This window comes from Xanthomonas euvesicatoria, from assembly GCF_013112235.1.
Taxonomy (GTDB): domain Bacteria; phylum Pseudomonadota; class Gammaproteobacteria; order Xanthomonadales; family Xanthomonadaceae; genus Xanthomonas; species Xanthomonas euvesicatoria.
In genome coordinates this window covers 4,840,745-4,866,718 of sequence record NZ_JABFFS010000001.1, presented here as the reverse complement: position 1 = coordinate 4,866,718, position 25,974 = coordinate 4,840,745, and the positions used below count along the sequence as shown (strand labels likewise).

The following is a 25,974-nucleotide window of genomic DNA, read 5'->3' as shown; positions in this document are numbered from 1 at the left end:
ACGGGTTGCTTTGGTGGCGTCCTGGAACGACTGACATATTGGCCGCGCAGTTGCAGCCGGTGTGACGAAGGGTCTGCAACAACGGTACTTCGATTGCTGGTGGGGGATCTGCACACCTAACAGTGGCTCGTTAGATTTTGTTGGCCGCCATTACTTGCTCTGAGCGGCGACATTGCCTTCCAGCGCGGATAACGCGTCGATTTTGGATGCGCGTGATCTGCAAACTATGGGGCACAGAGCAAGGAGCGTTGGCGCTGGGTTTAGCCGCAGTGCCTTTGCCCGCCCACCCTCGCCGGACACGCTGCAAGTACGTCCTTGTAAGCTCGGTGGCGGCATCCATGGCGCCAAGGGTCCCGCGAGCGGCGAGGGCAGGCATCGCGCACTCGACAGGCGGGCTCTCGCTTTCAGCCATCTGATTTCATCTGAACGCCGCGACGGCTCGAAATGCCGGCCGTCCTGCTTTGCGCCTAAACAGCAACTCCTACAGCCAACTGCAAAACGCCTGCCTCACCCGACAGCGAGAAGCTCGCCTACCCGCACCAGGCATATAGCAGCACCCGGGTAGGTGGCCGCATCCATGGCGTTTGTTAAGCTCCGGTCTTTGTGTCCACCAAGGCCTGACCAGATGACAGCATCCCCAGCCACGCGCCGCCCGGGCCTGCCCCTGCATTGGAAGATGGGAATTGGCTTTGCCGTTGGCCTGTTGTTTGGCCTGGCTGTCTATTACCTGGCCGGCAGCGACGCTGAGTGGGTGCGCCTGGCGACCAAGTACGTCACCACGCCGTTTTCGCAGGTCTTCCTCAATCTTATCTTCATGCTGATCGTGCCGCTGCTGTTCTCGGCGCTGGTCATGGGCATTTCCGAAATGGGCGACATCCGCGCGCTCGGGCGGGTGGGGTGGCGCACCCTGGGCTATACCGTGGTGCTGTCCGGTGTGGCGGTGTTGCTGGGGCTGGTGCTGGTCAACGTGCTCAAGCCCGGTGCGGGCGTGGACCCGCAACTGGCCAGTCAGCTGATCCAGGAAAATGCCGAGCGCACCCGCGAGATCATTTCCAGCTCCGGCACGCAGCCGCAGGGCATGGACATGCTGCTGTCGATCGTGCCCAGCAACGTGATTGCCGCCGCGTCGAGCAATGGCGCGATTCTGTCGCTGATGTTTTTTGCGGTGATGTTCGGCGTGGGCATGGTGCTGACCGAAGACGAAAAGGTCGCCACCTTGCGGCGCGGCATCGAGGGGGTCTTCGAGATTTCGATGACCTTGATCGGGCTGGTGATCCGCCTGGCGCCGTATGCGGTGGCGTGTTTCATGTTCAACCTGGCCGCGCTGTTCGGCTTCGATCTGCTGATTCGTCTGGGCGCCTACGTGGGCGTGGTGGTATTGGCGCTGGGCCTGCACATGGTGGTCAGTTACGGCATTGCGGTGAAATTCGCCGGACGCTCGCCGCTGGGCTTTTTCCGCCAGACCCAGGAAGCGACGGTGATGGCGTTCTCGACCGCGTCCAGCAACGCAACCCTGCCGACGGCGCTACGCGTGGCCGACGAGATGGGCCTGCCGCCGCGCGTGTCGCGTTTCGTGCTGACCGTGGGCGCCACCGCCAACCAGAACGGCACCGCACTCTTCGAAGGCGTCACGGTGATCTTCCTGGCGCAGTTCTTCAACGTGGACCTGAGCCTGGGCCAGCAGTTCATGGTGATGCTGGTCTGCATCCTGGGCGGGATCGGCACGGCCGGCGTGCCGTCCGGCTCGCTGCCGGTGGTGGCGCTGATCTGCGCGATGGTCGGGGTCAACCCGGTGGGTATCGGCATGATCCTGGGCGTCAACCACTTCCTGGACATGTGCCGCACGGCGCTGAACGTGACCGGGGATCTGGCGCTGACGACCTTGGTGGCCAAGGGCGAGGAATAGGGAATCGTGAGTCGGGAATGGGTAAAGCGGGCTGGTGCGAGGGTGAGGCGCGAGGCGGGGTGGCGCGAAGCTGAGTCCATCGACCAACTCGCAACGCTGCATCCGATTCCCCATTCCCGACTCCCGATTCCCCTAACGCTGTGTATGGGAGAATAGGGGCCTCCGCTTCCAGCGGTGTTCCCTCCGCTTCCATAGACGCCCATGACCCAGCCCACCCGCCGCCAGCTGGCCAACGCCATCCGTTTTCTTGCCGCAGACGCGGTCGAAGCCGCCAAGTCCGGTCATCCCGGCATGCCGATGGGCATGGCCGATATCGCCGAAGTGCTGTGGAACGACTTCTACCGGCACAACCCGAACAACCCTCAGTGGTTCAACCGCGACCGTTTCGTGCTCTCCAACGGCCACGGTTCGATGCTGCAGTACGCGCTATTGCACCTGTCCGGTTACGACCTGCCGATCGAGCAGCTCAAGCAGTTCCGCCAGCTGCACAGCAAGACCGCCGGCCACCCCGAGCGCAGCGAAACTCCCGGCGTGGAAACCACCACAGGTCCGCTCGGCCAGGGCTTCGCCAATGCGGTCGGTTTCGCGTTGGCCGAGAAGTTGCTGGCGCAGCGCTACAACCGCCCGGAGCTGGAAATCGTCGATCACCGCACCTGGGTGTTCATGGGCGACGGTTGTCTGATGGAGGGTATTTCGCACGAAGCCGCCTCGCTGGCCGGTACCTGGGGCCTGGGCAAGCTGGTGGCGTTCTGGGACAACAACCAGATTTCCATCGACGGCAATACCGCCGGCTGGTTCAGCGACGACACCCCGGCGCGTTTCGAGGCCTATGGCTGGCACGTGATCCGCGATGTGGACGGGCATGACGCCGACAAGATCAAGGCCGCCATCGAGGCGGCGCTGGAAAACACCGACAAGCCCACGCTGATCTGCTGCCGTACCAAGATCGGCTTCGGTGCGCCGACCAAGGCCGGCAAGGAATCCTCGCATGGCGCGCCGCTGGGCAAGGACGAACTGGAAGGCGCCCGCAAGGCGTTGGAATGGCCGTACGGCCCGTTCGAAATTCCCGAAGAGATCTACGCCGGCTGGCGTGCCGGCGGTACCGGTACCTTGCGTCAGGCCGAATGGGAACAGCTGTTCGACAAGTATGCCAAGCAGTACGCCAGCGAAGCCGAAGAGCTGACCCGTCGCTCGCACGGTGAGTTGCCGGCCGACTTCATCGCCAAGGCCGATGCCTACATCGCCAAGGCGCAGGAAGAGGGCCAGACCATTGCCTCGCGCAAGGCTTCGCAGCTGGCGATTGAAGCGTTTGCGCCGCTGCTGCCGGAGTTGATCGGTGGGTCGGCCGACCTGGCGCACTCCAACCTGACCTTGTGGAAGGCCAGCAAGTCGGTCGCCACCGACGACCCGGATGCCAACTACGTGTACTACGGCGTGCGCGAGTTCGGCATGACCGCCATTGCCAACGGTCTGGCGCTGCATGGTGGGTTCATCCCGTTCGACGCCACCTTCCTGGTGTTCAGCGACTACGCACGCAACGGCGTGCGCATGAGCGCGTTGAACCCGGCGCATGCGATTCACGTGTACACGCATGACTCGATCGGCCTGGGCGAAGACGGCCCGACCCATCAGCCGGTGGAACACCTGGCCTCGCTGCGCTACATCCCCAACAACGACGTGTGGCGCCCGGGCGATGCGGTGGAATCGGCAGTGAGCTGGAAGGCGGCCATTACCCGCAAGGACGGCCCGAGCTGCCTGATCTTCAGCCGTCAGAACCTGCAGCATCAGCCGCGCAGCGCCGAGCAGATCAAGTTGATCGAACGCGGTGGTTACGTGCTGGCCGATGCCCAAGGCGGTACGCCGGACGTGATCCTGATCGCCACCGGCTCGGAAGTGGGCCTGGCGGTGGAAGCCAAGCAGACGCTGGATGCGGCCGGCCTCAAGACGCGCGTGGTGTCGATGCCGTCGACCGATGTGTTCGACCGCCAGGATGCGGCCTATCGCGAGTCGGTGTTGCCGAATGCCGTGCGCAAGCGCGTGGCGGTGGAAGCGGGCGTGACCGGCTTCTGGCGCAAGTACGTCGGCCTGGATGGCGATGTGGTCGGCATGGATACCTTCGGCGCCTCGGCACCGGCCGATCAGCTGTATGCGTACTTCAAGATCACTGCCGAGCACGTGGTGGCCGCAGCGAAGGCGCTGTAGCGCGCTGATATGAGTCACAAAGACGCCGGCGAAAGCCGGCGTTTTTGTTTGTGGCGGATGTCCCAACGCGCTGCGTTTCGCGCACTCGCGGTGCGATGTCTCCATTTCGCGTGCTGCGTGGCCGGCGGAGGGGGCGCCCGCATCTCTGGCAACGCCGCATGTCGCGAGAATTTGCGCAATTCGATGCGAGCGCTTCCTGCAGCGGTGGATCGGAGCGCTGCAGTCTTAGGGACGATCGCCATCGCAACAGTACGCAAGCCGCGGCATGCGTCATTGCGGCAACCGTGGCGGCCGACGGGTTGCCAGATGCATGTGTAACCGCAATGGCTGCGCGGGAGGGCCTGCACAGGGTGGCGCCAACGCGCGAGGCCATGCCCGCCACGTATGACGGCTGATGGCAGAAGCGGGACAGCTGCGGTCCGTGGACCTGGTGCCAGCGAGCCGATGCGTATGCGGCGGCTCTTGCACGTCATGGTCTCCCACGCGTGATATCGCGACCCGGCAGGGCGTGGAGCCAGGGAGCCAGGGAGCCAGAGAGCCAGTGAGTCAGGGTGTCAGTGAGTCAGGGTGTCAGTGAGTCAGGGTGTCAGTGAGTCAGGGTGTCAGTGAGCCAAGGTGTCAGTGAGCCAGGGAGCCAGCGTTCGCCTTGTGGCGGTCGATACCAACGAGGTGCTACGCGGGCTATTTAAAATGTGAATCATTCCCATTAAAATGATGCGCTGCCGATGGTATGGCGCACCGTTCCTCCCCCTTGTTGCCGGCGCTGCGCCTATGCGGTGCGTACGGCCCGATCCGCCTGCGTTGGAGTCACCCGATGATCCGTAGTACCGAAATGCGTCTTATTTCTGTGGGCGCACGCCGCCACGCCCTGCCCCGCGCACTGTTCGCTGCGCTGTGTACGCTGGCCGCCGGCCAGGTCTTGGCAGAAGCGCCCACCGCCGATGCCGAGGTCACCACGCTGGACCGGATGACCGTGCAGGGCGAGCAGGCCAAGGGCTATACGGTGGAGAAAACCTCTGCCGGGACGCGGATGAACCTGGCGCTGCGCGAGATTCCGCAGTCGGTCACCGTGATCACCCGCGAGCGCATGGACGACCAGAACCTGCAGAGCATCACCGACGTGCTCAACAACGTCACCGGTATCTCGGCTTCGCAGAATGACAGCGAACGGTTGGACTTCTATGCGCGCGGCTTCTATATCGATAACTACCAATTCGATGGCATCCCGGCCTACATGGAGCAGGCGTGGAGCTACGGCGATTCGGCACTGGACGTAGCGCTGTACGACCGGGTGGAAGTGGTGCGCGGCGCAACCGGTTTATTGACCGGCTCGGGTAATCCGTCGGCCTCGATCAATCTGGTACGCAAGCATGCGCTCAGCCGCGACTTCACCGGCACCGTGTCGGTGGGCGGGGGAGACTTCAACAAGACCCGCAGCGTGGCCGATCTCACCGTGCCGCTGAGTCCCGAAGGCACCGTGCGCGCACGCGTGGTGGGCGTGTATCAGGACGGCGAATCGGACATGGATCGCTACAGCCTGCGCAAGAAGATCGGCTCGGCCATCATCGATGCCGACCTCACCGACAGCACGCTGTTGAGCGTGGGCTATGAGTACCAGAAAAAGGAATCGGACGATGTCACCTGGGGCGGCTTCCCGCTGTTCTACAGCGATGGCACGCGTACCGACTACAAGCGCTCGTTCAATCCGGCGGCCGACTGGACGTTCTGGGACACGCGCCTGCAGCGCACCTTCGCCAGCCTGCAACAGAGCTTCGACAACGGCTGGACCCTCAAGGCCAATGTGAGCCACGAAAACACCGAAGCGACGAACCACCTGTTCTATCCGTTCTACACCATCTTCGGCTTCGACCGCACCACCGGCGGTGGGGTGGTGCCGTATTCGGGCAACTACCAGACCGAGCGCAAGGCCGACGGCGCCGACGTGTATGCCCAGGGCCCGTTCCAGCTGTTCGGCCGCGAACATCAACTGGTCGCCGGCGCCAGCTACAACCGGCGCGAGTACGTCAATAACGGTACCTTCGACTTCCCCGCACCCCTGGACAGCTACCTGGGCTGGAATGGCGCGTATCCGGAGCCCAACTGGAGCCCGCGCACGGTGCAGAGCGATGGCACCATCAAGCAGAAGGCCGCCTACGTGGCCGCACGCTTCTCGCTGGCCGATCCACTGACGTTGCTGGTGGGCGCGCGCTATACCGATTGGCAGATTGACGGCCGTAACGCCGATGCGACGCAGGGGCTGGTGCCGTTCTCCGACACCCAGACCGAAGTCACTCCATACGCCGGGCTGGTCTACGACATCGACGATGTCTGGTCGACCTATGTCAGCTACACCGAGATCTTCAACCCGCAGACCTTGCGCGATGCCAATGGCGGCTACCTGGATCCGTTGAGCGGCAAGGGCTACGAAGCCGGCGTCAAGGCGGCCTGGTTCGACGACCAGCTCAATGCCTCGCTGGCCCTGTTCCGCATCGAGCAGGACAACCTGGGTGTAGCGACGAGCACGCTGGTGCCGGGCAGCAGCGATTTTGCTTACGTCGCTGCCAATGGTGTGGTCAGCGAAGGCTTCGATTTCGAACTTTCCGGCCGCCTGACTCAGGGCTGGAACGCGACCTTGGGCGCCTCGCATTACACCGCACGCGACGACAGCGGTGCCTCGATCAACACGCAACTGCCGCGCACCACCATCAAGCTGTTCAGTAGCTACACCCCGCAGGGCGCGTGGAGCGATCTGACCGTGGGCGGTGGCGTCAACTGGCAGAACCGTTCGTACTATGTGGACCCGGTGTATGGCACCTTCCAGCAGAGCCCGTACGCAGTGGTCAGCGCGTTTGCGCGCTATCGCCTGTCGCCGCAGTTTTCGGTGCAGCTCAATATCGACAACCTGCTCGACAAGCGTTACTACGCGCAGTTCAACAATGGCTATGGTGCGTGGGGCGCATCGCGCAACGGCATGCTGACCTTCAACTACACGTTCTGATCTGAAGCGACATCGGGCGTCTGCAACGCTCGCTGCGATTGCGCCATGGCACGGGCATCTTGCGAAAGATGCCTGTGCTTTTTGGTGTTCCGAGTTTCAGCAGATTGCAGGGAATTGCACTGCCGAACAGGGCCTCTGTCAGCCGCGCTGATTGCGCGATCAGGGCGCGCGGTGCATCGAGATCTCGATTGTCGTGAGGCAGCGTGTCGCGTCATCGAGCCAACATGCATGCGATGCACTAGACATCAGCGCCCCACGTGCGCTGCGAAGTCCGCAATGCAAGGGGTTCGCTGTGCATGACTGCCGACCGGCGTAGCGCGCTGCGCCGATGTGCTGCTTATTGCAACGGCTGCAGATACGGTGCCATGACCTCTGCCAACCAGTCGATGAAGGCGCGCAGGCGTTGCGGCAGATGGCGGCGCTGTGCAACAAACGCAGGCCGTAGCGAGGCCCATTTGGGCGACCATCTCACTGCAGGGGCTGGTCCCCGTGCAACACCGGATAGGGATTGAGCGCCTCGCCCTTCCACCATTGTTTTTCCGGCCCCAACCGATGGATCTCGAAGTGCAGATGCGGTGCGGCAGGATTGGCATTGCCAGTGCTGCCGACATAGCCGATGACCTGGCCGCGCTTGATCGATTGTTTCTCCGCCAGGCCGTCGGCATAGCGCTCCAGGTGCGCGTAGTAATAGCAGTATTTGCCGCCAGGCTCGAACTGGTAAATCGTCAGGCCGCCACGCTCGCTGGTGAACAGTTTCTCCACCGTGCCGTCGGCAACTGCCACAACCGGTGTGCCGGTAGGAGCGAGGATGTCGATGGCATCGTGCACGCGGCCTTCGCTGCGCGCATCGGTGAAGGTGTCCTGCAACTGGCTGGCGCCGATGCCCTCTACCGGAATCAGCAAGTCGCTGCCCGGTGCCGCAGCGGCAGGCGGCTGCGCTGGCGTTGTTGCGGCAGGCATGCCGGCGGGCGCGGGATCGGACAGTGGTGCTGAGGCAGCCATCGGTGCCGCCGTGGCGGCCGCTGCAGGGGCTGCCATCGGCGCAGCACTCGCTGAGCTGCGATCTGTTGCGACGGGTGCAGCGCTGGATGACGGTTCTACTTTCGCTTCCGGTGCGGTGCGTTCCAGCCACCAATAGCCGGCCGCGCCCAGCACGACGCCCACCACCAAGGTCATCAGCAGTTTCATGTCTATTCCTGCATCACCACCGGCACCGACGGGCCGACCACGCTGGCGAGGTTGACCACGTCCCAGTTGGTCAGACGCACACAGCCATGCGATTCGGTCTTGCCGACATGGCCGGGCTCGGGCGTGCCATGCAAGCCGTAATGCGGTTTGGACAGATCGATCCAGACACGGCCGACCGGATTGTTTGGGCCCGCTGGCAAGGTGGCCTTCTGATCGCCCTTTTTCGCATCCCAGAACAGTTTGGGGTTGTACTTGAAAACCGGGTCGCGCGAGATGCCGAGAATTTTCCAACGGCCAATGGGCAGCGGGTCGTGCTTGCTGCCGGAAGACACCGGGAATTGCGCATAGACCTTGCCGTCGGCGTCCAATAGCCGCAGCGTCGAATCGGACTTATCCACCACTAGCTTGGCTGGCTTGGCCAGGGGCGGCACCCCGTCGATGTTGGGTACCTGAATCACGCTGCCGGCCTTGCTTAGATCCACGCCAGGGTTGAGTTGGGCCAGCAGCGCGGGGTCTGCGTGGAAACGTTCGCCCAGCGCTTCGTCGACGGAGGCATAGCCAAGCGCAGTCAGCTTGGCCTGCTCGGCAGGCCCCTTGGGAATGGGTTTGAACGGGCCGGCGACATCGGCGTCGGTAAGCGTGTACTGCACCAGGGCCGGTGTGGTGTCGGCCTGCAGGGCTTGCCAGGTCGCGTCATCCAGCTCGCCGGTGGCCTTGATGTTGTGGGCGGCCTGGAACCCTGACACTGCGCGCTTTTGATTGGAGCCGCGCTCGCCGTCGATCTGGCCCGGCGAAAAATGCGCGCGATCCAGCAACACCTGCGCGTGCAGGTCCGAGCGCGCCCCGGTGGGAACAACCTTGGCCGCGGGAGCTGCGGCCGATGCAGGCGCAGCGGCAGGCGCGGGCTGTTGCGCCTGCGCCAGCGCAGACAAGGAAGTACCCAATGCAAGGGCAAGCAAGCAGGCGCGAGCGCAGGAGCGTGGTGGCATGTGCAGGTCCGAAAGAGGCATGCGCGCACCTTGCCGCAGCCGCCTGCGTTTTCTGCGTGAAATCGCTGCACCGGTACTGACTGGGCAAGCGGTGCGATGCGGCATTGCGGTGGACATTGCCGCCGCGCAATCGACTGACGCAGCACACCTGTGATGGAGCCTCACTACCGATACCGATACCGATACCGCGGCGCGATGATGCGGCGGCGCAATCGCGGATCGAGCAATGGCGCTGCGACAGCCGCTGGATAGCAGGTGGCAATCGCCGCAGCGGCGTACTTTCCGTTGAAAGATCACCGCTGCAGCGTGCCGGCCTATGATCAGTACGTGTAGCCCAAGGTCAGCATGTAGGTGCGCCCGGTTTGCACATAGGCACCGTCGGCGCCGGGATCGTAGGCCATGTAGCGCTTGGACTTGCCCTGCGTTTCGTAGAACGTGGCGGCATTGAGCAGGTTCTTTGCCGACACGCCGACATCGATATGGTGCGGCAAGTGATAGGTCGCATTGAAATCCAGCGACTTCACCGGCTGCAGGTAGTAATTGAGGCGGTCGGTGGTGAGCCCCAGCAGTTGCAGGCCGGTGTAGTTGTAGCTCAGGTCCGTGCGCAGGTGCGTGTCGTCGTAGAACAGATCCAGGTTGTAGATGCGTTCGGGTGCGCGCGGCAGCCAGGTCTTTTCCGGCTGGTCGCTGCGTTTGCTATCTGCCTGGCTGTGCTGCAGCGTAAGGTTGGCGGTGACGCCGAAGTTGCTCCAGAGGCCGGGCAACTGTTGCAGGCGCTTGCTCGCCGCCAACTCCAGCCCATAGAGCTTTGCGGTGCCGCCATTTTGCGGCATGGTCACCGGCACGCCATTTTCGAAGGTGGTGCCGGTTGGCACCAGGCCGCCCAGGGTGCTGTCGTTGCTGGTGGCCGATTGCGAGGTATAGATGAACCCATTGATGCGCTTGTAGTACGTCGAGGCGCTGAGCACGCCGCCCTGATGATCGTAGAACTCGGCAGACAGGTCGGCGTTGTCGGCGGTGCTCGCCTGCAGGTTGGGGTTGGGCTTGGAGATGCCGACCACTTTTTGGGTGTCATCGATCGAATACACCGTCTCGCCGGAAATCAGCCCGAATGCCGGGCGACTGAAACTGCGGCGCAACGACGCGCGATATACGGTGAGATCGTCCGGCCGATAGTTGACGCTGATGCCGGGCAAGACCTTGCCGTAGGTACTGCCGCTGCCGACGAAACTGCCGGTGCTGCCATCGCCGCTGGATTGCCAGGAGTCGGCCGAATACTGGGTCAGTTCGTAACGCACGCCGGGCAGTATGCTCACCTTGCCAAGATGCAGCGCCGCCATCGCATAGCCCGAATAGATCGCTTCGGTGCTGGAGGTGGTGTTGGCGTTGTAGTCGTTGGCGGTATAGATGCCCGCGCCGTTCGGGTCGTCGATGTACTTGTAAGGCAGCGCCTGCGCGCGCATCCAGCCGCGATCGAGCAGCTTGAACGGCCCCGCATAGTGACCATCGAATGCGTTGTACGTGATGCGGCCGGGAATCGCGCTCAGCGGCGGGCCGCCGGCGGTGGGAAACGCGTAATTGGGGCCGCCAAAGTACGGGCCGTTGGTGACGAAGTTGCCATCCTTGTGGAAGAACGGGTGGTCATAGGCGTCGCGCTCGGAGTGATCGGCCGACAGGCCAAGTTTGACGCTGTCCAGCACAGCGCCATCGACCTGGTACGCAATGTCGGTATGCGCGTTGAAACGGTTATCGTGGCTGCCGGCGTCGTGGCCCTGCACCTTCCACAACAGCGAAGAATCCAGGTTGTAGAAGAAGTCCTTCAACGCCGGCGAGCTTGGGCCGATGCTCGGGTAGGTGGGGTCGCTGAGGTCGAAGGCGAAGCTGCCCGGGGTAAACCCATACAGACTGGCCGACACATAATCCGGCCGGCTGCGCGTGCCGCGGCCGAACGAGGTACCGTAGTCCAGGTGCAGCCGGTCGAGCGTGGTCTGCCCGCCCAGTTGCACCGTGGCCAGCGTCTCGTCGATATCGTGGGTATTGAAGTACCCGCCGCGCACCGCCGTGGGCTGGTTGCGATAGGTCTCCAGGCGCGCACTGGACTGGTCCTGCGTGCCGGTGACGCCGTAACTGCCGTAGATGGCACGTGCATACAACGCGCTGGTGTCGCCCTGCCAATCCAGCGACAGGTTGCCGCCATAGCGTTCGATCTGGCTGGCGTAGAGGCTGTACTTGTAGCGGGTGCTGATCAGCGGGCCGACATCGCGCAAATCGGTGGCGGCGGCGAGCGCAGGGTCGGCGGGCACGTATTTGCTGTTGGGTGCAGGGGCCTGCGCCATGTTGTTGTTCTTGCCGTAATAGGCCGATGCGTAGATGCCGAACGCATCGCCTTCCCCGAACTTCCAAGCCAGCTCCTGCTGGAACGTGCCGCCGCTGTCCTTGCCACCCAGGTGGTGGGCTAGTGCGTTGAACTGACCTTGCGCGGTGCTCTTGGCATAGAGGTCTTGGTCGAAATCAAATGCATTGGGGGTGCGCATATCGATCGCGCCGCCGATCGAATCGCCGGGCATGTCGGGCGTCGGCGATTTGGAGACCTGCACCGACTGGATGCCGAATGGCGCCAGCATGTTCAAGGAAATGGCGCGCGTCGAGGAGTCGGTTTCCGGCATGCCAAAGCCGTTGAGCGTGTATGCGTTATAGCTGGCGTCCATGCCGCGGATGCTGACGTAGGCGTTCTCGCCGGTGGTGGCCTGGCCAAGATGCATGTCGCTGTAGGCCGATAATCCCGGCATGTGCGCTACCACATCGGCAATGCCGCCGGAGGGAATTGCATCGATCTGCTGCTTGCTCATCACGCTGTTGACGCTATTGGACAGGCGCTGTTCGCTGAGCGAACCGGGCGCCGCGGCCTGGGTGGCTTGCACGTTGACCGAGTCCAACGTGGTGGTGGTCATCTCTGCAGCGCACGCCAGCGATGGCGCGCAAAGCGCCGCGGCAATGGCGCAGGTCAAGCGATGGAGGGGGCGGGAAAACTGCATCTTGATGCTCACGTGATGGGGGAGGGGAGGCTCGCGCCCGGGCAGCGGGCACGGCCATGGGTCGCCGACGCTTCCATTGCGACAGGGCTGATGCGTAGGGCCGCTTGTGCGCGTTGCTGCCCTCAGTGGTGCAGGTCGATGCCGTCGCAACCCGGGTCCGGTCGCTGCGGATTGCAACGCGCCACCGCGCCGCCATCGAAGCGCACTACGTAGCCGTTATCGGCCGGCTCGTTGATCGGGAAGTCGGTACTGAGCAATTGCGCGCCGCTGGCCAGCATGGCGTCGCGCCGGGCGGTGTCGTTGTGCTGGGCTTCCTTCAAATCCGCATCGGTGCGTGTACGTACCAGATAGCCCGCCTTGACCAGCTTTTTGATGTCATCGGCAGGGCCGTCGTTGCGTTCGACGAAGGCCGCATCGTCTTCGCCTGGCACCGCATTGGTGAAACACACCCGGCCACGCAGCGATGGGTGGCCGGGCAGATAGCTGGCACCGGCAACGCGTTGGTCGAGCAGAAATACCACCTTGCCGCGCGCCTGGGCCAACGACGGCCAGCCATGCGCGAGCACGCCTGCGTTGAGCGTAGGCGCGCGGCCCCGCACCTGATCGGGGCTGATGTATTCACCGGGCTGGAAGACCGAACGCAGTTCGGCATCCAGTGCATCCATCGCCTTTGCATCGAAGGGTTCGGGTTGTACGGTGGGAAACGTCAACTGGATCGGCGCCTGCTTGGTTTCGAGCAGGATGAAGATGGGCACGTGGCCCGGGTGCTGCTTCGACCAGGTGCGGATTTCCTGCAGGCAGGCAATCAACGGTTGGCAGTTGCTGCGCTGGTCCAGATCCTGCACATGCATGACCTTGAAGCCGGGCCTGTCCATCACTCCGGTGGGCGCGCTTGCCGGTGCGGTCGGCAGACCGGCCTTGGCGATCTGCGCAACGATGGCCGGATGTGCGTAGCGCCCGCCCTGTGCATCGGCGAAGACGTCCAGTTCAAGTTGGCGCACGCCATCGTCAAGTTGCTGCGTCAAGGCGGGATGGCGGTAATCCAGCGCGGCAAACAGTGTCGGGTCCAGTTGCTTCAATAACGCCGCTTCGCTGGGCGCAAAGCCGGCGTGGTAGCTGTTGTGGCTGCCGATGTACTGCAGGTCGGTCAGGCGCGGTGCGGCTTGCGCGACAAGACTGCTCAGCAACAGCACGGCGAAGATGGCGGTGCGCTGCGTCTTGCTTCGCTTTGGGCGCACCAACTTCGTTTTGCGATCGAACCCTGACGTGACAGCAGTAAACACGCGAAAAAGATGCATGCAGCACAGCCGGAAAGCGACGAGGTCGCCATCATCACGGCCCAGTTTGACGCATATCTTTCCGCTGTGTGTCCGTGATGCGTCAGTGCTTGCCGCGGTGCGTTCGAGCCGGTGGCAAATCGCGGCACTGTTTCTTCATGGCGCGGCGGTCTGTCGCAAGGCATGGGTCAGCAGCCGCGCCTGCAGGCGATCACCAAGGCTGTTTGGCGCATCCAGTGCCATGCGTTGCAGGCAGGCAACATCATCGGCACCGGGCGCTTGGCGCGTGAGCAGTGCGCGGGCCACCGTGGCGATCTTTCCGCCAGTGCTGGCAGTTGCGCCCTTGAGCCAGCCCAATGCGGGCAGCAGACGCCGTTCGATCTTCGTGAAGTCGCTGCCGAGCGGGTAATCGGGCAGGCTGCCGTCGCGTCGAAATGGGGCCAGTGCCTGTTCCAGTGCACGTGGTGTGTTGCGCTGCGCGCGTACCGGCAGTGCAGGCGCTGTGCGCAACTTGCGCGACCGTTCCGCCTGGGCAAGCAATTCACCCTGGAAGCGGGCATCGCAGATGGCGGCCATTTCCAGCACGCAGTCCTGGTCGGTCTTGTGGCGTAGATCGGCGATGCCGTATTCGGTGATGTAGAGGTCGCGCAGATGGCGTGGAATGGTGGTGTGACCGTAGTTCCAGCGCAGGTTGCTGGCGGTGTGTGCGCCAGCCTCGCGGGTGGCGCGCAGCATCAAGGCGCTACGTGCCTGCGGCAGTGCATGCGCCATCGCCACGAAGTTGTACTGCCCGCCGACCCCGGACACGATGCGGCCATCTTCCAGCCCGTCGGAGACTGCCGCGCCCAGCGCGGTCGCCATCATGCAGGAGTTGAAGAAGCGTGCATCCTTGCGTTTCAAGCGGTTTAGCGTCTCGTTGCCGCCGTAGAGCTGATTGATCTCGCTGATGCGGCGCATGCCGATCGCCGCGCGTGTCGGGGCTTCCAGATCGCGCAGCCATTGATAGAACGCGGGCGAGCCGAGATAGAACGCGCCATGCAGGAACTCGCCTTCGGCGGCAAGACGTGCGTGATCGGCTATGTCGGCGCTGCCATCGGCAATGCGCTGCATCAGCGGCAGATCGTCGTGCACCTTGCGACGGATCACGCCGCTGTCCACCAATTGCTTGAAGCCTTCGTTGAGCATCTCGCTGCAACCGTACAAGCCGACGGCAAACGGCTCCAGGCCGCCGCTGGCCTGCACGGCCGGGTGGTGTTCCAGTGCCGGATCCAGCGCATGCAGCACACGGCGATAGGTCGCGTTATCGGTATGCCGCAGCACCAGTGCATGGCTCAGTGCATCGGCCAGCGTGCCGATGCCAATCTGCAAGGTGCCGCCATCGCGCACCAGGGCACTGGCATACAAGCCGATGGCGTAGTCGACGCTTCTCACCGCTTGCCGCGGCAAGCCGAACAGCTGCGGGAACGGACCTGGCAAATCGATGATCAGATCGAAGAATGCGGCATCTACCGCTGCGGTGCCTCCCATCCACGGCAACAGCGGATCGACTTCCGCCACCAGCATCGGGCGCGGCAAGCCGAGTGCCTGCACCGCGTCCAGCGTGTCCTGGGTGATGTCGTTGTTGCACGACAACGACAGCCGCGTGCTGCCCGGTTCGCGCGCCACTTTCTGCACGATCAGGTTGGGCGCGCGTTGCGCCACCGCTGCAGCGGCATGCGTGTAGTTGAGGCTCGTGTAGTCGGCCTGGGCCTGGGTGGAATGCAAGAGCCCGCCGGATTGCATGTAAAACTCTTCCACCTGCACATGCGCGGGCAAGGCATCGCGCAGCATGGCGTCGACATAGGCAAGGCGAGGGAAATCCTCGCCAAAGTGGCGCGCGATGAACGGTGCGGCAAAGCGCGCCTGGAGTCCGGTACCCGGCCTGGGGGGATTGAGCGAGAGCGCCGTGTAGATTGCCAGTGGCCGCGACGGCGTGTCCTTGAGCTGTGCGTAGAGCGCGTTCAACAGACGGTGCGGCTTGCCGATGCCCAGCGGCGCGCCCACGCGCAGCGGGCCGTCGATGCGTTGCAGGATCCGCTCCACGGCGGCGCTCAGGTCGGTGAGGTGCTCGGTCATCCACGCAGAGTAGCCGAGCCGGTCGCGTGCTGCCTGCATCCCGATACTCGTGCGCCATGCTTGGCCGCCATCAATGCGGGCAGGCGTCGGGAGCCCGTTCGATCACTGCTTGACAAGCAAGCTGTTTACGCGCGTAATCGATAAAAATTACGGATGTAATCGCATGCCGATCAGCGACGCCGAAGCGGTGGTGATGCAAGTGCTCTGGGATGGTGCGCCGCGCACCGCAGAAGAAGTGATCGCCGCGTTGGCGCACACCGGCTGGGCCGAGCCCACCATCAAGACCTTGCTGAATCGGCTGCTCACCAAGGGCGCCGTTGCGGCAGAAAAACACGGCCGCAGGTATCACTACGCGCCGCTGCTGGCGCGCGAACAGTGGGTGCAGCAGCAGAGCGAAGGATTGCTGCAGCGGCTGTTCGGCGGGCGCGTTGCACCGCTGGTGGCGCACTTCAGCGAACGCGGGCAACTCAGTGCCTCGGACATCGCAGAATTGAAGCGTCTGCTCAAGGAGTTGGACGATGCACCTTGAGCTGCCATTGCTGTTGCGCGTCACCTTGTATAGCAGTGCCGCATTGGTGGCCTGTCTGGTGCTGCGGCGCGCACTGCGTGGCTGGCTGGGCGCAACAGCGGCGTATGCGATCTGGCTCGCCGTGCCACTTGCCGTATTGGCAGCTGCAATACCAGGGCCGCCGCTCGCGTCAGCGTTGCCGAAGATGCCGGCGATGGTCGCGATGCCGCTCAACCTGCAGGAGGGCGATCACGCATGGGCGGGGACCTTGATGGCCACCTGGCTGGTCGGTGCGGTCGCGATGACCGTAGCGCTCTGGTGGCGACAGCGGCGATTCGTACGCAGCTTGGGCGCGTTGCATGCGCTCAAGGGCGAAGTATGGGCGGCAACGCACGATGTAGGCCTGCCGGTATCGTTGGGACTCTGGCGCCCACGCATCGTGCTGCCGATGGATTTCGATACGCGCTACAGCGCCGCCGAACGCACCTTGATCCTGACGCATGAGCGCCTGCATCTGCGGCGCGGTGACCTGTATGCCAATCTGCTGGCCGCGCTGTTGCTGTGCATCGGCTGGTGGAATCCGTTGATGCATCTGGCATGGCGCGCGTTCCGGCTGGATCAGGAACTGGCGTGCGACGCAGAGGTGCTGACGCGCTATCCGGGCAAGCGCCGCAGTTACGCCACCGCGATGCTCAAGACCCACTGTGGTGCCAGCTGGACGCCGACGGCCTGCCGTTGGAATGCGCCGCATGCGCTTACCCAACGCGTGGCAGCCTTGCTGAAGCCTGCGGTGGAGGCGCCCCGCGCGCGATGGAACCTGCGCGTGGTGGTGGCACTAGCGGTGATGGTCAGTGGCGCCTGCTGGGCATTCCAGCCTGCGCGATTGCATGGCATGCGCGTGCCTGGCAATACGCTGGATTTTGGCACCATGCAGCCGCCCAGGTATCCGCCTGACGCCGTCGCTGCAGGCCTGGCGGGATTTGTCGAACTGCAGATCGCAGTGAGCCCGACTGGCACACCCGACCATATCGCCATCGTGCGCAGCACGCCGGCAGGCGTGTTCGATCAGACCGTGCTCGACGCAGCACGCCACTGGCGCTTCACACCTGCGCTGGAGGATGGCAAGGCGGTCGCGTCCGAGGTGCGCGTGCCGGTGAAATTCGAACTGGATCCACCAGATGCGGCATCGGCAGTTGCAGATATCCATTCCGGTACCGAAGCTGCTGCAGGCCCACACGCTGCCGACCGGTCCGAACGTGTGGCCAGCTGCGCACCTGCGGGATGCGCCTCACGCGGGGCGTTGCAATGAACCGCTGCCTGATCGGTAGCCTCGCCCTGATGCTGGCCATGAGTAGTTGCGCCACGCGCCAACTGGCCGAGCAGCAACGCAGCCAGCGCGAGGATTCGGTGGATCAACGCATGCTGCCTCCACAGCCGGACGGCGGCGGCGCTGCGGGCGTCCAATCCTATACGCTGGCACCAACGCAACGCTTTCGCATGCCACGCGCGGCGCGCAGCGACGCCCCGGTGCTGCCCCCCGATTCGCCACGCCAGAGCCTGGCGCCCACCACCGTCTGCGCGCATCTCATTCTGAGCGCAGAGGGTACGGTGCAGCGCGTGGATCCAATGTCCGACCGCGACGAATGCGCCGCCGGGCTGCTGCCGGACAACGCCGATCTCATGCAAGCGGTGCGCGCCGCCGCGCTGCGATGGCAGTTTGTTCCGGCGGCGATGTGCACGTATCCATCAGGCGCTGCGCAACCGTCAGTGCCAGACGATTGCACTGGCGCCGCCCAGATCGAGCCGGTACCGGTGACGTTGTCGTTCGCGTTCACCTTCGAGGTGCGGCAAGGCAAGGTGAGCGTGCGGACCGGGAAGGTGGTCCGATAGCTGCTGCAGCCGTTGCGCAGCATGTCCAGTCACCAACAACGCGGCGCCCTCTCATAACGCGTCAACCGCTAACGCCCTATCACCGCCCACACCGCCTTCAATCCAGCACGTGCACGCTGTCGGCAATGCGCTGCACTTCATCGGGGTTGTGGCTGACGTAGAGCATTGGCAGGCGAATCTCGTCGCGCACGCGCTGCAGGTAAGGAATCAATTCTTCGCGGCGCGCCTGATCCAGGGCCGACAACGGTTCGTCGAACAGCAGAATCGCCGGTTGCGCCAACAACGCGCGGCCAATCGCCACGCGCTGCGCTTCGCCGCCAGAGAGGTTGCGCGGCCGGCGTTGCAGCAGCGGTGCGATGCCGAGCAAGGCCACCACATCGTCGAAGCCGAACGGCGCCTGGCCGCGCGCATGCCGGCCGTAGCGCAGGTTGCGCCGCACATCCAGATGCGGGAACAGCCGCGCATCCTGGAACACATAACCGATCCGGCGCTGGTGCGTCGGCAGGTCGATGCCTTGCGTGGCGTCGTACAGGCAGCGCCCATCGATGCGGATATGCCCGGCCTGCGGACGCACCAAGCCGGCAATTGCATTGAGCACCGTGGTCTTACCCGCGCCGGAGGGCCCCACCAGTGCCACGACACGCGCATCGTCGTGGATGCGGATGCGGCGTTCGAAGGCGCCGCGCTGCAGCTGCAGGTCGATATCCAGCATCACGCGTCCTCGCGCGGATGCGGCCGGCGCACCAGCCATTCGGACAGCAGCAGCGCCGCCAGCGAGATCGCCAGCGCCACGCCGGCCAGCCGCCAGATGCCCGATTCCATCCCCGGGACCTGCATCAGCCCGTAGATGGCCGACGACAAGGTCTGCGTTTCGCCAGGAATATTGGACACGAAGGTGATGGTGGCGCCGAACTCGCCAAGCGCCTTGGCGAACGCGAGCACCATGCCGGCGACCAGGCCCGGCCAGGCCAGCGGCAAGGTGATGCTGAAGAACACCCGCCACGGCCCGGCCCCCAGCGTGGCGGCGGCCGCTTCCAGGCGACGATCGGTGGCTTCGATGGACAGACGGATCGCGCGCACCATCAGCGGAAATCCCATGACCGCGCACGCCAACGCCGCGCCGGTCCAGCGGAAGGCGAACTGGATACCGAGATGTTCCAGCAACCAACTGCCCACCGGCCCCTGCGTGCCCAGCACCACCAGCAGCGCATAGCCGGTGATCACTGGCGGCATCACCAGGGGCAGATGCAGCAGCGCGTCCAGCAGGGCCTTGCCGGGGAAGCGGCGGCGCGCCAGCAGCCAGCCGCAAGCAATGCCCGGCGGCAGGCTGGCGAGCGCTGCCACGATCGCAACCTTGAGACTCAAGCCGATCGCGGTCAGCTCTTCCGGGGTGAACATCGACAAACGGTGTGCCTCAATCCTTCAGCGAAAAACCACGGCGCGCAAAGATCGCCTTGGCCGGCTTGCTTCCCAGCCAGCTGACGAATGCGGCGGTGGCGGGGTTGTTGCTGTTCTTCAATGCAGCAACCGGATACACGATGGGGCCATGGCTGTCGTCGGGGAAGGTGGCGATGACGCGCACCTTGGCATCGGCGCGCGCGTCCGAGCCATACACGATGCCCAGCGGCGCTTCGCCACGCGAGACCAGCATCAAAGCCGCACGCACGCTTTCCGATTCGGCAAGCCGGTTGCCGACGCTGTCCCATTGGCCGAGCTTGCGCAGCGCGGCGGCTGCGTACTTGCCGGCCGGCACGCTGGCGGTCTGGCCTACGGCCAGGCGTCCGCCCTGCCCAAGCGCCTTGGCAATGGCGCCGGGGGTGCGCAGGTCAACGTGCAGCTTGCTGTTCGCCGGCGCGATCAATACCAGTGTGTTGCCGAGCAGGCTGTGCCGCTGCGCCGGCAGCACCAGCCCACGCTGCTGTAGATAGTCCATCCACTCCAGGTCGGCCGAAAAGAACACGTCTGCCGGCGCGCCCTGTTCGATCTGGCGTGCCAGTGCAGAACTCGCTGCATACGACACGCGCACCGGCGTGCCGGTGGCTTTTTGGTACGCGGCCGCAGCTTCGTCCATCGATTCTTTCAGGCTCGCGGCCGCAAACACCGTCACCGGTGCGGTCTGCGCACTCACCAGCAGGGGCAACGCCAGCATCAGCACGCACAACGCGCGCTGCCAGAAACCGATCATGCGCATCGAAGGCTCCTCACCAGGACAGGGCCCCGATCATAGCGGCTACGCGATGCGCACCGCGTGGCGAGCCTGCACGCGCTACAGGACCACTCCGGCGCAACGCCCGGCCTGAAGATTGGTCTGCAGGGCCGGGCGGATTAGCTTGGGCTCGGGCAAGGTGGCATCGCGCGCCTGCCGCTGCGCCACGAAGGTCTCTACATCCACGCCGTCGCGCACATGGATATTGCTGCGCCGCTGCGCGCCGATACTGGTCTGATGCGCCACCGCGCGCCCGCCCGGGCCATAGTCGTGGCAGACGAACACGCGGGTGCTCTCCGGCAGCGCATACAGGCGCTGGATCGACGCAAACAGCTGGCGTGCATCGCCGCCGGGAAAATCGCAACGCGCCGTGCCCGCATCCGGCATGAACAACGAGTCGCCAGGAAACAACGCATCGCCGATCAGATACGCAATGCTGTCGCTGGTGTGGCCGGGCACTGCGATGACGCGTGCTTCGATACCGCCAAGCTTGAAGCGCTCGTCGTCGGCAAACAGATGATCGAATTGCGAGCCATCGGCGCGGAAGTCGGCCGGCAATGCGTACTGCGCGGCAAGGGTGCGTTGCACTTTGCAAATACCCTCGCCGATACCGATACGCGCCCCCGGCCAATGCTGCTTCAGCCACTGCGCCGCAGACAGGTGATCGGCATGCGCGTGAGTTTCCAGCAGCTATTGCACCTGCCATCCGTGTTGCTCGATGGCCGCAAGGATGGCCTGCGCTGCCTGGCTGCCGACGACGCCGCTATCGGCCGCGTAATCCAGCGCCGGGTCGATCACTGCCGCCGCACCGGTGGCCGCATCGGCGACCACGTAGGTGAAGGTGTTGCTGTCGGCATGAAAGAAGGCAAGCACCTGGGGCTGCATCGGCGTCTCCACGTCAGGGGCCGGCCAGCGCCGCGTTGAGGATGGCGGCAAGCCGGTCACCCACGATGCGCAGCTGGGTTTCGGCGATCGGGCGATAGGTGGCGATGTAGGTGGCAGGCAACACGTGCGCGCCCGGGTAGACGCCCGGCGTGATGGCGATCTTGCACGAAGCCTGCGCCCATGCCGCAGCCGGGGGCGGCAGCGCCGCAGCCCCCGCAGTGGCGGCCGGCAATGCCAGCAAGCGTTGCAGGTACGCATCGTCGCTCAGATGGCGGTCGTTGAGCATGCCGCTGTCCCACAGCGCATGCAGGTTGCTGCCCTTGCCGTCGATCTGCAGCTGGAAGTCGTTACCACCCTTGTCGTGCGCATAGCCGGCGTGCATCGGCTGATGGATGTCGCCGACGAAATGCACCACGAACTTCAAGGCCTTGCGGCGTACGTCCAACGGCTGGGTGCGATCTGCGAGCAGGGCGGCTTGCTGGTCGAGCGCGGCGATCACGCAGTTGCCGTCCGGGCAGTCGCGCGGTGGCGAGTACGTGCAGTCGTGTTCGCCCAGGTTGACGTAGTGCCACGGCCCGGAGCGCTTGCCCAGGTCGGGGTCGTGCTCGCGCAGCTCATCGGCCCAGGTGGCAACGCCGTGCAGGGTCGGGTCCGGCTCGCCGGCCAGCAATTGCGCCACTTGCGTGCGTGCCTGCGGGCTCAGCTCGGTTTCGGCGATGCGCGCCACCAGGCGGTGGCCTTGCGGGCCCCAGGCCAGGGCGGTGCTTGGGTGGAATGCGGCGGCCATTGCCGTTGCAACAACGAATGCAGAGAGGGAACGTGTTTTCATCCGGCGATTGTACGCATCGGTCCGGGACGGTTTGATGGCCCTCCCGGAGCTGCGACAGCCACGCCTCAGCATGGTGCCGGCACGTGCCTGGAGCGCGCCCGGATGGAGCAAACAGTTGCACGCAAGCGGCAACTGCAGCATCCGCGTGGGGGCATGCCGTAGTGGGCGCTGGCCGCGCCCATCTGGCGATGAACGCAGTCGTGTTGCTAGGCGCTCTTAGTAATACACCAGGTACGACACGCCGAAGGTCAACGGATCGATCCGTGCCTTGCCCAGCCGCGCGCCGTTGAGGTCGACGTTGCTGCGCGAATCGGTCCAGCGCGCATCCACGCGCAGGCCGCTACGGTCGTTGAAGATGAAGTCCACGCCGACATGCGCAGTGGCGCCGACCGAATCGTCGAAACGCAGATCGCCGCTGGTAACCGTCGGCTCGGTGTCTTCGCCCAGGAACGTGGTGTAGTTAATGCCTATGCCCACGAACGGCGACACCGTGCCGTAGCCATTGATGTGGTACTGCAGCAGCACGCTCGGTGGCACCGTCCAATAGCTGCCCACCTTGCCGATGCCCTGCAGCTCGAGGTCGTGCTTGCCCGCAACTGCCGCATGCACTTCGATACCCAGGTTGTTGCGCAGGAAGTATTCGTAGGTGAACGACAGTGCCGGCGCGCCCTTGATCTCGGCCTGGGTGCCGCCGAAAGTGCCGTTATTGGACTTGGGCGAGACATAGCCGGCACCGTAACCGGTCGTCCAATGACCGGCCGACTGTGCAAGGGCGGGTGCGGCCGAGGCGGCCAGTGCGATGGCGAGGGCGGTGCGAGTCAGCGTGTTCATGGAATCCCCGGTAGGTCGGACAGGCGGGCGACGTGACCGACCTGTCCGCAACTCCGGCGGTGATGCACGTCCCTGGACGGCAAGTGTGCCAGAGATGCGCCGCCCACGCCGCGGGGATCAGAACCGGTGCACGTAGGCCAGGCCGTAGACCAGCGGGTCGATATTGACCGTGCCGATACGGTTGCCGTCCAGGCGCGCTCGGGTATCGATATCGATCCAGCGCAGGTTGACGCGCAGCGCGCCGCGGTCGCTGAGCTTGTAGTCCACGCCTGCATGCAGTGCCAGGCCCCAGGAATCGTCCAGCTCCAGCGTGCTGCCGGCCAGCGCGCCGCCGGTATCGGTGTCGAAGAAGCGCGTGTAGTTGATGCCCGCGCCGAAGAAGGGCGACACCTTGCCCTGGCTGTTGAAGTGGTACTGCAGCGACACCACCGGCGGCAGGTGCTTGGTGCTGCCAACGCGGCCCAGTCCACGCAGCGCGATATCGTGCTCGAACGGCAGCGCAGCCAGCACCTCGATGCCCAGGTTGTCTGCGACGAAATATTCGGCGGTAAACGTGGGTTTGATGTCTTTGCCCACATCCACGTCGAGGGTGCCGCCGACCAGGCTGCCATTGTCGGATTTGGGAGCGACCTGGTGGGCACCGACGGCAACGGTCCAGTCGCCTTTGGATTGCGCCAGTGCGGGGAGGCTGACGCAAGAAGCGGCCAGAGCGGCGAACAGAAGGGTAGAGCGCATACGCATGAGAAGTCTCGTGGGGTGCAATGGACGTGGGAAGTCTTCGCGCTTGGCGTCACCGCTGCCTTGATCCTGATCAATTTGGCCGTGCGCCCAGGTGTGCGGCCCTGCAATGGCTGTTGCCACACCCTGCGCGGAAGACGGCGTTGCGCGCCGTGCTGGGGCTCGCAGCGCGCATCGCACGTGTGGCATCGCGCGATGCGCTTGGCACAGCTGTCGGCGGCGGGATGGACGCCGACGGTTGCGTGCACAGTGGCGTCGACAGCGATTCGATCGCCGGTGCGATGTACTGCTTACTTGACCTTGGCGACCTTGGGTGCATCCACTTCCGGCATCGCCGAGCTGTGGTGGTTGATGATCAACCACTTGCCGTCGCGCTTTTCGTACACGAAGGTGTAGCGGGCCTGCACGTTGCTCTTGTTGCCGTGCTTGTCGGTCAGCGTGAAGGTGTACACCCCGGCATCCACGGCGCTGTCGTCATCGAGCACGCGCACGGTGCGGTAATTAACCACGCCCTGCGGCTTCTTGGTCAGGAACATCGCGAAGTAGTTTTCGATCTGTTCGCGCGAGGCACGCACTTCGTTGGAGACCGTCGGCAGCAGCACGCCGTCCGGTGCGTAGAGGTCCGCCACCTTGTGCGGGTTGCCGGTGGCCAACGCCGCGTTCCAGGTGTCGAACAGCGCAGCGACTTCGCGTTCTTCGCCGCCGGCCGGCAGCTTGGCCTTGTCGGTGTAATGCATCACGCCGCCAGCCAGCGCCGGGGTGGCAGCCAGAGCCAGAACCAGAGAGAAGAGGGTGCGACGCATGGGAAATCTCCGTGTGATTGATGGGGGTGCCTCAGCGGGCAGGGCCAGTATCGAAATCCACGGGGTGCCGAAATTCTGCTGTTCGGCATAGCATTGAATATGCTCTTCAGCGTATCCGATTATTCCTTAAGTGATTGAAATGTTTGGGCGTGTGACCGTTTTATCGTGCCCAATGCATGTCGCTTGATGCGACCGGCATGGGTGCATCCGGACGCCGTCGGTCATCGATGCCGTGGCGCGCGGCTCGGCCGCTCACGCGCGTTCCCGCAGGGATCGAGCGCAGTTGCGGCCCGGTGGCTCACCAGGCGACGCACAGAGCTGCTTCACTGGCGAACCGCCAACCAATCCCGAATGCCCGTTCCCAATCCCGGCCCACAACAACACGGCTGCAGACAGTGACGCTGCTAGAATGACAGCCCCTTTCCATCCGCCGCGCTGTCGCGGTCGCAGGAGCTAGTGAACATGGCAATCAAGGTTGGCATCAACGGATTCGGTCGCATCGGACGCAACGTGCTGCGCTCTGCGGTGCAGAACTTCGCCAATGACATCGAGATCGTGGCCATCAATGACCTGCTCGAGCCCGACTACCTGGCCTACATGCTGCAGTACGACTCGGTGCATGGCCGCTTCAAGGCCGACGTCTCGGTCGACGGCAATACGCTGATCGTCAACGGCAAGAAGATCCGCCTGACCCAGGAGCGCGACCCGGCCAACCTCAAGTGGGATGCCGTCGGCGCCGACGTGGTGATCGAGTCCACCGGCCTGTTCCTGACCAAGGAAACCGCTCAGAAGCACATCGATGCAGGCGCCAAGAAAGTGATCCTGTCGGCGCCGTCCAAGGACGACACCCCGATGTTCGTCTATGGCGTCAACGACAAGACCTACAAAGGCGAAGCGATCATCTCCAACGCCTCGTGCACCACCAACTGCCTGGCGCCGCTCGCCAAGGTGATCAACGACAAGTGGGGCATCAAGCGCGGCCTGATGACCACCGTGCATGCGGCCACTGCGACGCAGAAGACCGTGGACGGCCCGTCCAACAAGGATTGGCGCGGCGGCCGCGGCATCCTGGAGAACATCATTCCGTCCTCCACCGGCGCGGCCAAGGCCGTGGGCGTGGTGATCCCCGAGCTCAACAAGAAGCTCACCGGCATGAGCTTTCGCGTGCCGACCTCCGACGTTTCGGTGGTCGACCTCACTGTCGAACTGGAAAAGCCGGCGACCTACGCCGAAATCTGCGCCGAAGTGAAGGCACAGAGCGAAGGCGCACTGAAGGGTGTGCTGGGGTATACCGAAGACAAGGTCGTGGCCACCGATTTCCGCGGCGAAACCTGCACCTCGGTGTTCGACGCCGACGCTGGCATCGCGCTGGACTCCACCTTCGTCAAGCTGGTGTCCTGGTACGACAACGAGTGGGGCTACTCCAACAAGTGCCTGGAGATGGTGCGCGTTGTCGCCAAGTAAGTTTCTGGCGCAGTGATGAAACAGGCCCCGGCATGCCGGGGCTTTTTCATTTGTAAGCGATGGATGTTGCGTTTCTTGCACTGCAACGCCTTCGGCGGCTGACCGGAAGT

At 64.3% G+C, this 25,974-nt stretch carries 19 protein-coding genes and 1 pseudogene; 7 read left to right on the top strand and 13 right to left on the bottom strand.

Annotation, left to right across the window (positions count from 1 at the left end; translation table 11 throughout):
• Positions 1-625 precede the first annotated feature (625 nt).
• The 3 genes from HLH45_RS20730 to fhuE all read left to right on the top strand — a co-directional run bounded on the left by HLH45_RS20730 (position 626) and on the right by fhuE (position 7,106).
• Positions 626-1,906 (top strand): dicarboxylate/amino acid:cation symporter, encoded by a 1,281-nt coding sequence (locus HLH45_RS20730; protein ID WP_074053361.1) that lies wholly within the window; start codon positions 626-628, stop codon positions 1,904-1,906.
• Positions 1,907-2,107: 201 nt separating this feature from the next.
• The gene (gene tkt / locus HLH45_RS20725) at positions 2,108-4,108 is read left to right on the top strand and encodes a transketolase (protein ID WP_008575863.1); all 2,001 of its coding nucleotides are present in this window, start codon (positions 2,108-2,110) and stop codon (positions 4,106-4,108) included.
• Positions 4,109-4,922: 814 nt separating this feature from the next.
• Complete coding sequence (gene fhuE / locus HLH45_RS20720; protein ID WP_008575865.1) at positions 4,923-7,106, top strand: ferric-rhodotorulic acid/ferric-coprogen receptor FhuE; 2,184 nt, start codon at positions 4,923-4,925, stop codon at positions 7,104-7,106.
• A gap of 468 nt (positions 7,107-7,574) precedes the next feature.
• On the opposite strand, the gene HLH45_RS20715 is transcribed toward fhuE, so the two are convergent.
• The 5 genes from HLH45_RS20715 to HLH45_RS20695 form a co-directional block, all read right to left on the bottom strand.
• Complete coding sequence (locus HLH45_RS20715) at positions 7,575-8,294, bottom strand: M23 family metallopeptidase (RefSeq protein ID WP_008575868.1); 720 nt, start codon at positions 8,292-8,294, stop codon at positions 7,575-7,577.
• Positions 8,295-8,296: 2 nt separating this feature from the next.
• Complete coding sequence (locus tag HLH45_RS20710) at positions 8,297-9,226, bottom strand: L,D-transpeptidase family protein (protein ID WP_008575870.1); 930 nt, start codon at positions 9,224-9,226, stop codon at positions 8,297-8,299.
• Between the two features lie 377 nt (positions 9,227-9,603).
• Positions 9,604-12,318 carry a TonB-dependent receptor gene (locus HLH45_RS20705; protein WP_033479025.1) on the bottom strand — a complete coding sequence of 905 codons (2,715 nt, stop codon included), beginning with the start codon at positions 12,316-12,318 and terminating at the stop codon, positions 9,604-9,606.
• 122 nt (positions 12,319-12,440) lie between these two features.
• The gene (locus HLH45_RS20700; RefSeq protein WP_033479018.1) at positions 12,441-13,616 is read right to left on the bottom strand and encodes a phosphatidylinositol-specific phospholipase C1-like protein; all 1,176 of its coding nucleotides are present in this window, start codon (positions 13,614-13,616) and stop codon (positions 12,441-12,443) included.
• 135 nt (positions 13,617-13,751) lie between these two features.
• Positions 13,752-15,710 (bottom strand): acetyl-CoA hydrolase/transferase C-terminal domain-containing protein, encoded by a 1,959-nt coding sequence (locus tag HLH45_RS20695; RefSeq protein WP_031424148.1) that lies wholly within the window; start codon positions 15,708-15,710, stop codon positions 13,752-13,754.
• Between the two features lie 163 nt (positions 15,711-15,873).
• On the opposite strand from HLH45_RS20695, the gene HLH45_RS20690 reads away from it, so the two are divergent.
• From HLH45_RS20690 to HLH45_RS20680, 3 genes are read left to right on the top strand one after another with little or no spacing between them, the layout of a single operon-like run.
• A complete protein-coding gene (locus tag HLH45_RS20690; protein WP_008575878.1) occupies positions 15,874-16,239 on the top strand; it encodes a BlaI/MecI/CopY family transcriptional regulator in 366 nt (121 codons plus the stop codon).
• On the top strand, positions 16,229-17,527 hold the full coding sequence (locus HLH45_RS20685) for a TonB family protein (protein ID WP_008575880.1): 1,299 nt from the start codon (positions 16,229-16,231) through the stop codon (positions 17,525-17,527). The genes HLH45_RS20690 and HLH45_RS20685 overlap by 11 nt, the downstream gene beginning before the upstream one ends.
• The gene (locus tag HLH45_RS20680; RefSeq protein ID WP_008575882.1) at positions 17,524-18,108 is read left to right on the top strand and encodes a hypothetical protein; all 585 of its coding nucleotides are present in this window, start codon (positions 17,524-17,526) and stop codon (positions 18,106-18,108) included. Before HLH45_RS20685 ends, HLH45_RS20680 begins: the two co-directional genes overlap by 4 nt.
• A gap of 97 nt (positions 18,109-18,205) precedes the next feature.
• Here HLH45_RS20680 and modC read toward each other — a convergent pair whose 3' ends face one another.
• The 8 genes and pseudogenes from modC to HLH45_RS20640 form a co-directional block, all read right to left on the bottom strand.
• Positions 18,206-18,820: a molybdenum ABC transporter ATP-binding protein gene (gene modC / locus HLH45_RS20675; RefSeq protein ID WP_008575883.1), complete on the bottom strand. Its 615-nt coding sequence runs from the start codon at positions 18,818-18,820 to the stop codon at positions 18,206-18,208.
• On the bottom strand, positions 18,820-19,506 hold the full coding sequence (modB, locus tag HLH45_RS20670) for a molybdate ABC transporter permease subunit (RefSeq protein WP_008575885.1): 687 nt from the start codon (positions 19,504-19,506) through the stop codon (positions 18,820-18,822). The genes modC and modB overlap by 1 nt, the downstream gene beginning before the upstream one ends.
• 16 nt (positions 19,507-19,522) lie before the next feature.
• Positions 19,523-20,299: a molybdate ABC transporter substrate-binding protein gene (gene modA, locus HLH45_RS20665; RefSeq protein ID WP_008575887.1), complete on the bottom strand. Its 777-nt coding sequence runs from the start codon at positions 20,297-20,299 to the stop codon at positions 19,523-19,525.
• Positions 20,300-20,374: 75 nt separating this feature from the next.
• Positions 20,375-21,199: pseudogene (locus tag HLH45_RS20660) on the bottom strand (MBL fold metallo-hydrolase).
• 13 nt (positions 21,200-21,212) lie between these two features.
• Positions 21,213-21,986 carry a S1/P1 nuclease gene (locus tag HLH45_RS20655; RefSeq protein ID WP_008575895.1) on the bottom strand — a complete coding sequence of 258 codons (774 nt, stop codon included), beginning with the start codon at positions 21,984-21,986 and terminating at the stop codon, positions 21,213-21,215.
• Positions 21,987-22,244: 258 nt separating this feature from the next.
• Complete coding sequence (locus HLH45_RS20650; protein ID WP_008575897.1) at positions 22,245-22,859, bottom strand: OmpW/AlkL family protein; 615 nt, start codon at positions 22,857-22,859, stop codon at positions 22,245-22,247.
• A 117-nt stretch (positions 22,860-22,976) separates the two neighbouring features.
• A complete protein-coding gene (locus HLH45_RS20645) occupies positions 22,977-23,600 on the bottom strand; it encodes an OmpW/AlkL family protein (RefSeq protein WP_033479020.1) in 624 nt (207 codons plus the stop codon).
• 287 nt (positions 23,601-23,887) lie between these two features.
• Positions 23,888-24,400: an SgcJ/EcaC family oxidoreductase gene (locus HLH45_RS20640; protein ID WP_014090936.1), complete on the bottom strand. Its 513-nt coding sequence runs from the start codon at positions 24,398-24,400 to the stop codon at positions 23,888-23,890.
• 462 nt (positions 24,401-24,862) lie between these two features.
• Between HLH45_RS20640 and gap the strand changes: the two genes are divergently transcribed.
• The gene (gap, locus tag HLH45_RS20635; protein ID WP_003490161.1) at positions 24,863-25,864 is read left to right on the top strand and encodes a type I glyceraldehyde-3-phosphate dehydrogenase; all 1,002 of its coding nucleotides are present in this window, start codon (positions 24,863-24,865) and stop codon (positions 25,862-25,864) included.
• Positions 25,865-25,974: the final 110 nt, after the last annotated feature.